This window comes from Pseudoalteromonas sp. Z1A6 (assembly GCF_011378745.1).
In the GTDB taxonomy this organism is placed as follows: Bacteria; Pseudomonadota; Gammaproteobacteria; order Enterobacterales; family Alteromonadaceae; genus Pseudoalteromonas; species Pseudoalteromonas arctica.
This window is the reverse complement of sequence record NZ_WTKW01000174.1, coordinates 1-8,879: the sequence shown is the minus strand read 5'-3', so window position 1 is coordinate 8,879 and position 8,879 is coordinate 1. Positions and strand designations below refer to the sequence as shown.

General features: G+C 39.8%; 9 protein-coding genes. 2 read left to right on the top strand and 7 right to left on the bottom strand.

Going from position 1 to position 8,879, the window contains the following annotated elements; translation table 11 throughout:
• Nucleotides 1-131: 131 nt before the first annotated feature.
• The 5 genes from GQR46_RS11980 to GQR46_RS11960 all read right to left on the bottom strand — a co-directional run bounded on the left by GQR46_RS11980 (nucleotide 132) and on the right by GQR46_RS11960 (nucleotide 4,885).
• On the bottom strand, nucleotides 132-605 hold the full coding sequence (locus GQR46_RS11980; RefSeq protein ID WP_002960721.1) for a DUF1456 family protein: 474 nt from the start codon (nucleotides 603-605) through the stop codon (nucleotides 132-134).
• Between the two features lie 117 nt (nucleotides 606-722).
• Nucleotides 723-1,967 carry a lipoprotein-releasing ABC transporter permease subunit gene (locus GQR46_RS11975; RefSeq protein WP_165727442.1) on the bottom strand — a complete coding sequence of 415 codons (1,245 nt, stop codon included), beginning with the start codon at nucleotides 1,965-1,967 and terminating at the stop codon, nucleotides 723-725.
• On the bottom strand, nucleotides 1,957-2,655 hold the full coding sequence (gene lolD / locus GQR46_RS11970; RefSeq protein WP_007375330.1) for a lipoprotein-releasing ABC transporter ATP-binding protein LolD: 699 nt from the start codon (nucleotides 2,653-2,655) through the stop codon (nucleotides 1,957-1,959). Before lolD ends, GQR46_RS11975 begins: the two co-directional genes overlap by 11 nt.
• Nucleotides 2,648-3,865 carry a lipoprotein-releasing ABC transporter permease subunit gene (locus GQR46_RS11965; protein WP_165727440.1) on the bottom strand — a complete coding sequence of 406 codons (1,218 nt, stop codon included), beginning with the start codon at nucleotides 3,863-3,865 and terminating at the stop codon, nucleotides 2,648-2,650. The genes lolD and GQR46_RS11965 overlap by 8 nt, the downstream gene beginning before the upstream one ends.
• Before the next feature lie 147 nt (nucleotides 3,866-4,012).
• The gene (locus GQR46_RS11960; RefSeq protein ID WP_197119183.1) at nucleotides 4,013-4,885 is read right to left on the bottom strand and encodes a LysR family transcriptional regulator; all 873 of its coding nucleotides are present in this window, start codon (nucleotides 4,883-4,885) and stop codon (nucleotides 4,013-4,015) included.
• 134 nt (nucleotides 4,886-5,019) lie between these two features.
• On the opposite strand from GQR46_RS11960, the gene GQR46_RS11955 reads away from it, so the two are divergent.
• Together GQR46_RS11955 and fghA are read left to right on the top strand one after the other, a co-directional pair.
• A complete protein-coding gene (locus tag GQR46_RS11955) occupies nucleotides 5,020-6,141 on the top strand; it encodes an S-(hydroxymethyl)glutathione dehydrogenase/class III alcohol dehydrogenase (protein ID WP_007375333.1) in 1,122 nt (373 codons plus the stop codon).
• A gap of 72 nt (nucleotides 6,142-6,213) precedes the next feature.
• Nucleotides 6,214-7,056 (top strand): S-formylglutathione hydrolase, encoded by an 843-nt coding sequence (gene fghA / locus GQR46_RS11950; protein ID WP_165741074.1) that lies wholly within the window; start codon nucleotides 6,214-6,216, stop codon nucleotides 7,054-7,056.
• Here the strand turns inward: fghA and GQR46_RS11945 are convergent.
• The gene (locus GQR46_RS11945) at nucleotides 7,010-7,348 is read right to left on the bottom strand and encodes a hypothetical protein (RefSeq protein ID WP_165727437.1); all 339 of its coding nucleotides are present in this window, start codon (nucleotides 7,346-7,348) and stop codon (nucleotides 7,010-7,012) included. The genes fghA and GQR46_RS11945 overlap by 47 nt on opposite strands.
• A 72-nt stretch (nucleotides 7,349-7,420) precedes the next feature.
• Nucleotides 7,421-8,879, bottom strand: a 1,459-nt coding sequence (locus GQR46_RS11940) for a BCCT family transporter (protein WP_165741073.1), incomplete at its 5' end; no start/stop codon positions are given.

The window sequence follows — 8,879 nt, the reverse complement described above, 5'->3', positions numbered from 1 at the left end:
ATTTTCAAAAGGGAATTTTAGAAGTATTAGGTTAGGTGTGGGTTTGTTTAAAAATATAACAATTAATGGGTTTTATACTGCATTGCGCTCGCAAAAAACCCACTAACTAAAAACTAATTAGCTAAAACCAGTTACTCAGCAGACTCTTCTGGACGGTGCTGCTTTTGTACGCCAGTTAAAAACAAACGTAATATTTGATCGTTACAAACACGGTAATGTTTGTTATCTACTTTTCGAGAAAATGCGCTTAACTCATGTTTACTTAAATCAAAATCAACAAGTGCAAGTGTTGCTATAACATCTTCTGCTTTCATATTTAAAGCAATACGTAGCTTCATGAAAATAATATTATTATTTAGCTTCTTCTCAGGCTCTGGTTGCTCACCTTCGCGTTTGCCACGTTGGGTATTAATAAACCCATTTAAAAAGCTAGCAAACTCAGTATCACTTATTGGGGTAAAAGCCTCTTCACCTTCTTTAGTTAACCATGCAATTACTTGCTCTTTGGTGACCGTATGCTCTGCTGATGCAAAAACATTGACCATAGCAGTATCAGTTAAGTTAAAAGTGTAGCGAATGCGGCGTAAAATATCGTTATTAGTCAAAGTAAATCCCAAAGTGAGGTATAGCAACCAAGCAGTTATTGCTTAATTTTAAATAAGCACCTAGTTTAACAGGTTTACTAATACCACCCTATTAATTTTTATCTGAGCTTCTTATACCTAGTTACCAAGCACCTTGGCAGGATCTACGCGCGTTGCTTGCCATGCAGGATAAATAGTGGCAAGTATCGCAAGCACAAACGTAACAATCACTGTAATACCAATGTCTTCAAGTACTAATTTACTTGGTAAAAACTCTATAAAATAAACGCCCTCAAGTGGATTGGCTCCAAATAATTGGCTTATCCACGTAAAAAGCTCACTTATATTAAGCGCTAATACCACGCCAATTAGTGTTCCTAGTGCCACGCCTACAAATGCTTGCATTAAGCCTTGCATTACAAAGGTGGCTAAAATAGTACTGTCTTTCGCGCCCATGGTTTTTAAAATTGCGATATTGCCTTGTTTTTCGCGTACTTCCATCACTAAAGAGGACACAATATTAAAACTGGCTACCGCTATAATTAAAAACACCACAATATAAACAATGGTACGTACCATTTGAATATCTTGAAAAAGGCTGCCTTGGGTTCTGAACCAACTGGAAACATACACGTAGTCGTCAATAGTTTGGCCCACTTTTAGCGCTATTTGGTGCGCCGAAAACACATCATCAACACTTAACCGCAGCCCTGTTACTTGAGTTTCATCGTAACCCAATGTTTGCTGCGCTTTATTAAGATGTATAAATGCAGCTGTACTATCAATGGGGCCTCCCATTTCTATAACACCTGCAAGGTTAAGTGTTACGCGTTTAGGCGCTAATAATGACTGACCTTTTTGGCCTATTTGCGGAATAAGTAACGTAATGTTGTCGCCTACTCTTGCATCTAACTGTTTTACTATTTGCTTACCTAAAATTACATCGTCAAGGGCTAACTGACTCACTAATTTACCACTGGTAAACTGGTTTACCGCCGATACATTACTCTCGAGCGATGGCTCAACACCTCGAATTTCTATCGCTTTTAGCTGGCTTTTATATTGCGCCATCCCATTCACTGCAATAAATGGCGCAGCCCCTGTTACATGCGGTTGTGTTTGTAAATCCTCAACTTTTTGCGACCAATTTGCAATGGGTCTACTTGGTGCTACATATTCAACCTGCGGCACAACACTTAGCAATCTATGTACTAGTTGCTGCTCAAAACCATTAATTACCGACAGCGCCACAATTAAAACCGCGACACCTAATAAAATACCAATAGTCGACGCTTTAGCGATAAAACTAACAAAGCCGTTTTTTTCATCTTTGTGGCCTGAATAGGCTCTAAAACGTTTACTTAAAAATGCACTAAGCAACATGCTGCGACTCTTTAATAGCTAGTTTTCCATCGTCTAAATAAGCTATTTTGCCTAGCTTATCGGCAAGTTCTAAATCGTGTGTAACTACCACAAAACTGGTGTTTAAGCTTTGGTTAAGCTCATTAATTAAATCGTAAATTTTAATCGCATTTTGTTTATCTAAATTACCGGTTGGTTCATCAGCAAGCACAAGCGCAGGTTTAGTAACCAGTGCACGGGCAATAGCCACGCGTTGGCGCTCTCCACCAGAAAGCGCAGACGGTTTATGCGAGCTGCGATGTGCAAGGCCTACTTTTTCGAGCATATCGAGCGCTTGAGCTTTGGCTTCTTTTGCACTCAAGCCTTTAATTAATAATGGCATAGCCACGTTTTCAACTGCGCTAAACTCCATTAATAAGTGATGAAATTGATAGATGAAGCCCAAATTTTGGTTTCTAAATGCGGCTTGCTCTGTTCGCGAAAGTTTTGCAACTTCTTGGTTTTTAATTTTAGCGCTACCTGAGCTTGCGGTATCTAATGTGCCAAGTATGTGTAAAAGCGTACTTTTACCAGAGCCTGAACTCCCCACAATAGCGAGCATTTCACCTTGCTGAAGCGCTAAATCAACGCCTTTTAATACTTCAACTTGGTTGCTGCCATCTTGATAAACCTTACTTAAATTTTCACAACTAATTACTAAATCATTCATAACGTAATACCTCTGCTGGTTTTACTTTTGCGGCTTTACGCGCAGGATATAAGGTAGCTAAAAAGCTCATAGCAATACTGGCAAACGCTATTATTACTAAACTCAAAATATCAAATTTTACCGGAAGCTCTATACCCGCCAATAAGTTTAAGCCCACTAATGCAAGTAGCTCATTTATATATAAACTAAATATTACACCTAAAAATGCGCCTATTGCAGTACCAATTACGCCGTTATATAGGCCTTGCACCATAAACACTTTTTGCACTTGCGAAGGTGTTAAACCTAACGTTTGTAGTATGGCTACTTCACCTTGTTTTTCGCTTACCATCATGGTTAATGCCGATACAATATTAAATACAGCCACCAATACAATGAGGGCAAGCAACATAGACATAATGCGCTTTTCCATAGCAACGGCTGCAAATAGAGTACCTTGGGTACTGCGCCAATCACTGTAATTGTGATCTTTTAAAATACGTTGGCTTGCTTCAATAAATTCATCTAGTTCGAAAGGTTCGTGCAATGAAACACTTAAATTTGGGGCGGTGTTTTTATCCAGCTTTAATACCCGTTGTAGCGAAGCGCCACTCGTAAACGCAAGTGCCATATCTATCTCAGATCCGGTTTCGTATATTGCGGCAACTTTAAATAAACGCTGGCTGGGTACTCGCCCAAGAGGTGTATACGTTGAAGCATTAGGCATAATAACGCGAAGCTTATCACCCACGCTAACGCCTAATTTACGACTCAAATAACGGCTTATAGCAATGTTGTAATTTTTGTTTAATACAGTTTTCCAATCGCCTTGCACTATTTTATCGGTAATTTTATACAAAGAACCGCTGTCGTTATAAAGGCCTTGTAATAAAACGCCGTGCAAGTCTTTATTTGTTTGCACAATAGCTTCGCCGTGGCGATATAAGCTTACATGATCAACATAAGGAGATTGTTCGAGGTCGGTTTTAAGGGTGTTCATTTGGGTGGCAGTGTTTTTACCTGCGCTAACTTCAACATGTGGAATAAGTCCAAGCATATTGGTTTTTAGGCTATTTTCAAACCCGTTCATTACACTGCTTACCGTAAATAATGCCATTAAACCAATAGCGATACCGGCAATAGAAAAAAACGAAATAAACGATATAAACGCATTTCCTTTAGAGGAGCGACTATATCTAAGCCCTATAAATAAGCTAACCGGTTGAAACATAGTATTTTTAACACTTATCGTAAAAGTATTGAGCAATAGTAGCACGAAAAAAGTGCCTTTGGGTATGGCGTAAAATGTAAGAAATAATTTAAAAATCTGATACTTGGCTATATTTACAGCAATATGTATTTAACCATTAATTCGCGGTTAAGTTTTCAGCCCTTTAACTAAATAATCGAGCAATACCCGTACATTAGTGGCCACAAACTGCCTTGGTGGATATACGCCCCATACCCCTTCTTGCTGTGGTTGATAGGGTGTTAAAATAGGCACCAATTGCCCTGAGTTAATTTCGTTTTCAATGTAGTAGTCTGGGAGCTGTACAATACCGAGCCCCTTTTTTGCGCCATCCACCAGCGCCCAACCACTATTACACTGTAGCCGCCCCGCTATTTTAATGTGTTTATCGCGCCCATTTTCGTTTACGCGCCAGTAGCTACTATTCCCAATTAAACATTCATGGCTGTTTAGCTCGCCTAAAGTATGCGGCTCACCAAATCGCGTTAAATACTGTGGTGCCGCGCACATAATAAACCGCCGCGCACTTAACCTACGCGCTTTTAAGCTCGAATCTTTTAAGTGCCCAAGCCTTATTGCTAAATCAAATCCGCCCTCTAATAAGTTTTCTTGCTCGTTACTTAGTGTGGCAACAACTTCTACCTCGGGATGATCCTTCATAAAATTATGCACTATAGGCATAATGAACGTTTCCCCATACATAACAGGGGCTGTGAGCTTAATTTTACCCTTTGGTGTAGTTTGGTGCGTGGCAAGACCTTGAGTTGCCTCATCCATAGCATGTTGTAAGTGCTTTATTTGATGTAAATACACTTCGCCTTCTTTAGTTAAAACCACTTTACGAGTAGTACGGGTTAAAAGCTGGGTATTTAAACGTTTCTCAAGCGCCGTAACATGGCGGCTAATATGCGCAACCGAAAGCCCAAGCATTTTTGCAGCCGCAGTAAAGCTGCCCTCCTCCCCTACAGCTATAAACTCATCTATTCCATCCCAACGCGCCATTATTACCATACTGTAAAAGTGTTTTAATAAAATTGAGATTATCATTATTTGAGAAACAAATACAATAAGCACATCACCCAAGCAAATTGGGTCTACAATTATTTTTTAATAGCCAGTTAAAGGAAATAAAACACATGTCTGAATTTATTAAATCAAAAGCTGCCATTGCTTGGGGTCCTAATCAACCACTTAGTGTTGAAGAAGTTGATGTGATGATGCCTAAAAAAGGCGAAGTAATGGTAAAAATTACCGCTACAGGTGTGTGTCATACCGATGCATTTACATTATCAGGCCAAGATCCTGAAGGCATATTTCCTGCTATTTTAGGTCACGAAGGCGCTGGTGTTGTCTATGCTGTTGGCGAAGGCGTAACGAGTGTTGAAGTTGGGGATCATGTTATTCCTTTATACACTGCAGAATGTGGCGTATGTAAAATGTGTACTTCAGGTAAAACTAACCTGTGTTCAGCCGTGCGCGAAACACAAGGTAAAGGCCTAATGCCAGACGGCACTACACGCTTTTTTAAAGATGGCCAACCAATTTATCACTACATGGGGACATCAACGTTCTCTGAGTACACTGTATTGCCAGAAATCTCACTCGCTAAAGTAAATAAAGAAGCATCACTAGAAGAGATTTGCTTACTCGGCTGTGGTGTAACAACAGGCATGGGCGCAGTTACCAACACAGCTAAAGTAAAGCCTGGCGACACTGTTGCTATATTTGGCTTAGGCGGTATTGGTTTGTCTGCGATTATTGGCGCAAAAATGGCCGGTGCGGGTCGTATTATTGGTGTTGATATAAACACCACTAAATTCGATTTAGCTACAAAACTAGGTGCAACTGATTTAATTAACCCAAAAGATTTCGACAAGCCAATTCAAGAAGTTATTGTTGAAATGACAGACGGCGGCGTTGACTACTCGTTTGAATGTATCGGTAATGTTGACGTAATGCGCTCAGCGCTTGAGTGTTGCCACAAAGGTTGGGGAGAGTCAGTAATTATTGGGGTGGCGGGTGCAGGCCAAGAAATATCAACCCGCCCGTTTCAACTAGTAACTGGGCGTGTATGGCGTGGTAGTGCATTTGGTGGTGTTAAGGGCCGTTCACAACTTCCTGAAATTGTTGAGCGTTACATGGCGGGTGAATTTGCTCTTAGCGACTTTATTACTCACACAATGGGCCTTGAAGATATTAATGAAGCGTTTGATTTAATGCACGAAGGCAAAAGTATTCGTACAGTCATTCATTACTAATAAACTGCATTCGTAAAATAGCTTATTAATAAGCCGTAATACTTTTAAGTTTACGGCTTTTAAGGATTAAGTATGTTAGAAAATATCTCAAGTGTAAAAGTGTCTGGCGGTTGGCATAAACAATATACTCACAGCTCGCAAAGTACACATAGCACTATGCGCTTTGCCGTATTTTTACCACCTGGCGCAAGTGAGACAAACAAAGTACCGGTACTTTATTGGTTATCGGGTTTAACCTGTACAGACGAAAATTTTATGCAAAAAGCCGGTGCATTTAAAAAAGCAGCAGAGCTGGGTATTGCTATTGTAGCGCCAGACACTAGCCCGCGTGGCGAGAACGTACCTAATGAAGACAGCTACGACTTTGCACAAGGCGCAGGCTTTTACGTAAATGCCACGCAAGCTCCTTACAACACCCATTTTAATATGTACGATTATGTTGTTAGTGAATTACCAGCACTTATTGAACAACATTTTCCAATAACAAGCACAAAAGCAGTTAGTGGTCACTCTATGGGCGGACACGGTGCATTAATGGCTGCACTTAAAAACCCGACTGCGTTTGTAAGTGCCTCGGCTTTTAGCCCTATTGTAAATCCGATTGAATCCCCTTGGGGTGTAAAAGCATTTACTGGTTATTTAGGAAATGATAAAGCGCTTTGGGCACAATATGATAGCTGCGAGTTGATGAAAAACGCAGAGCAAGCTCATTACTTACCCATGTTAGTGAGTCAAGGTGATGCTGATGGCTTTTTACAAGAGCAACTTAAGCCAGAAAGCTTAGTCGCTATTGCTGATAAAAAAGGCTATCCGCTTACACTTGAAATGCAAGCAGGCTATGATCATAGTTACTTTTTTATAAGCAGTTTTATTGACCAACACTTATTATTTCATCATCAGTTTTTAACTGCATAGGCTCATTAGTGTGTAGGGATGACTTTTCTAACTCTACACACTCTTTCAATACTTTACTCACTTGCCTGCATACTTGTACCGTATTGTTATTGCCCTTACCTTTAATAAATTCAACTATAGCCATATCGGCTTCAACACCGAGTTTAGTAAAGCTAAAGCCCTCTTTATCTTTTACAACAGGCCCCGCATTTACTGGGCCAGGTTGAGAGCGCGCTGCCCCATCTAAAATTATACCCGCAGCAGCGCAACCAATTAATACATTTGTAAATAGAATAATCAATAAAGTACGCATTATTAACCCCACCAATATAATTACCTAAATTATATACAATTTTAAAAATAGCATTGTAAAAAAATGTAAGCCTTAGTGCTTAAATTCACGTATGAACTCTTTAATAAAACCCACCAGCTGTAAAATAAAAATAACCAAAAAAGGAAGCGCTCCAATAATAGCAACGCTTCTGTTTAATGGTTCATTATTTTGTACTAGCAAAACAAAAGCGCATAAACCTAGTGCAAACGACCAAGCATACAAGCTCCATGTTTGAACTTCACTTGCACCACTTAATTGGCGAATAACCAAAACAGCAGAGTCTGCTGATGTGGCTACAAAAATGAGTAACAGTAATAAACTTGACCAAATTAATAAACCGCCTTGCCACCCTAATTGCTCAAAAAATACAAACAGCCCTTGCGTATAATCGGCTTTAATAGCCACTAAAATGCCTGCATTGTGCGTTTGATCCCACGCAATTGCAGAGCCCGAAAACACACTAAACCAAATAATTGTCACAAAAGTTGGTACAAATACAACACCTAAAATGTATTGCCAAACCGGCCGTCCTTGGCTAATTTTTGCCAAAAACACACCAACGAACGGGCCCCAAGCTAACCACCAAAAATAGTAATTGTATGTCCAACCTGTTGCCCATGCGGGGTCATTAAGTACGCTTTCAAACTGCCATGTACCTGTGGTTATGAGCTGAATGTAATCCAATGTTCCTCCTACAGCTATGTCTATAATTGGCTTTATAGGCACAAAAATTAATAGCCATGCTATAAGTGAAAATGCTAAAAACACATTAAACTTACTTAGAGTTTGAATTCCTTTTTTAAGCCCCAACTTTGCAGAAATGGTATAAAGCAGCGCAATTAGAAAAATTATAATAAACCCCGAAAATAAAGCCGATTCAACCCCTAGCTCAAGCTCGAGCCCTTTACGCAGTAATAAAGTTGAATTAGCAATTGTGCCCACGACACCAAAAAATATTGCAAGTATGGCAATTAATTTAATGCTAAAGCTCAACTGTAACTGCCAAGCCCGATTAATAACGCCTTTAGTTGCACTGATCACAGGAGCACTAATATCGCCCGCTTTACCACTATTGCGAGTAAGCCCACCTAATAACAAGCCAAATACTGCATAGAGCGCCCATGCATGCGCGCCCCAATTAACTAAGGTAAGTGCCAAACCACTTGTTTGATTGTTAGGATACAAGCTTTGCTTTAAAGGCGAATTAACCGTGTGTAGTGCAGGCTCTGCTACTCCCCAAAATATAAGTCCTGAGCCCATTCCTGCTGCAAACAACATAGAAAGCCAACCAAAGGTACTAAACTCAACAAGTGCTTGCGCTCCTCCTATTTTTCGTTGCCCTAATGGGCTTATAGCAATAGCTATCACAGAAAAAAGTAACAAGTTTACCAATATAAAAAATGGCGAGCCTAAATAACCTAAAATTTTATTAATAGCGGGTTGTAAGTGCTCTGTGAGTAATTCAGGAAATAAAAAAGCAATAACAGATAACCCAACGCAAAATAGTAAG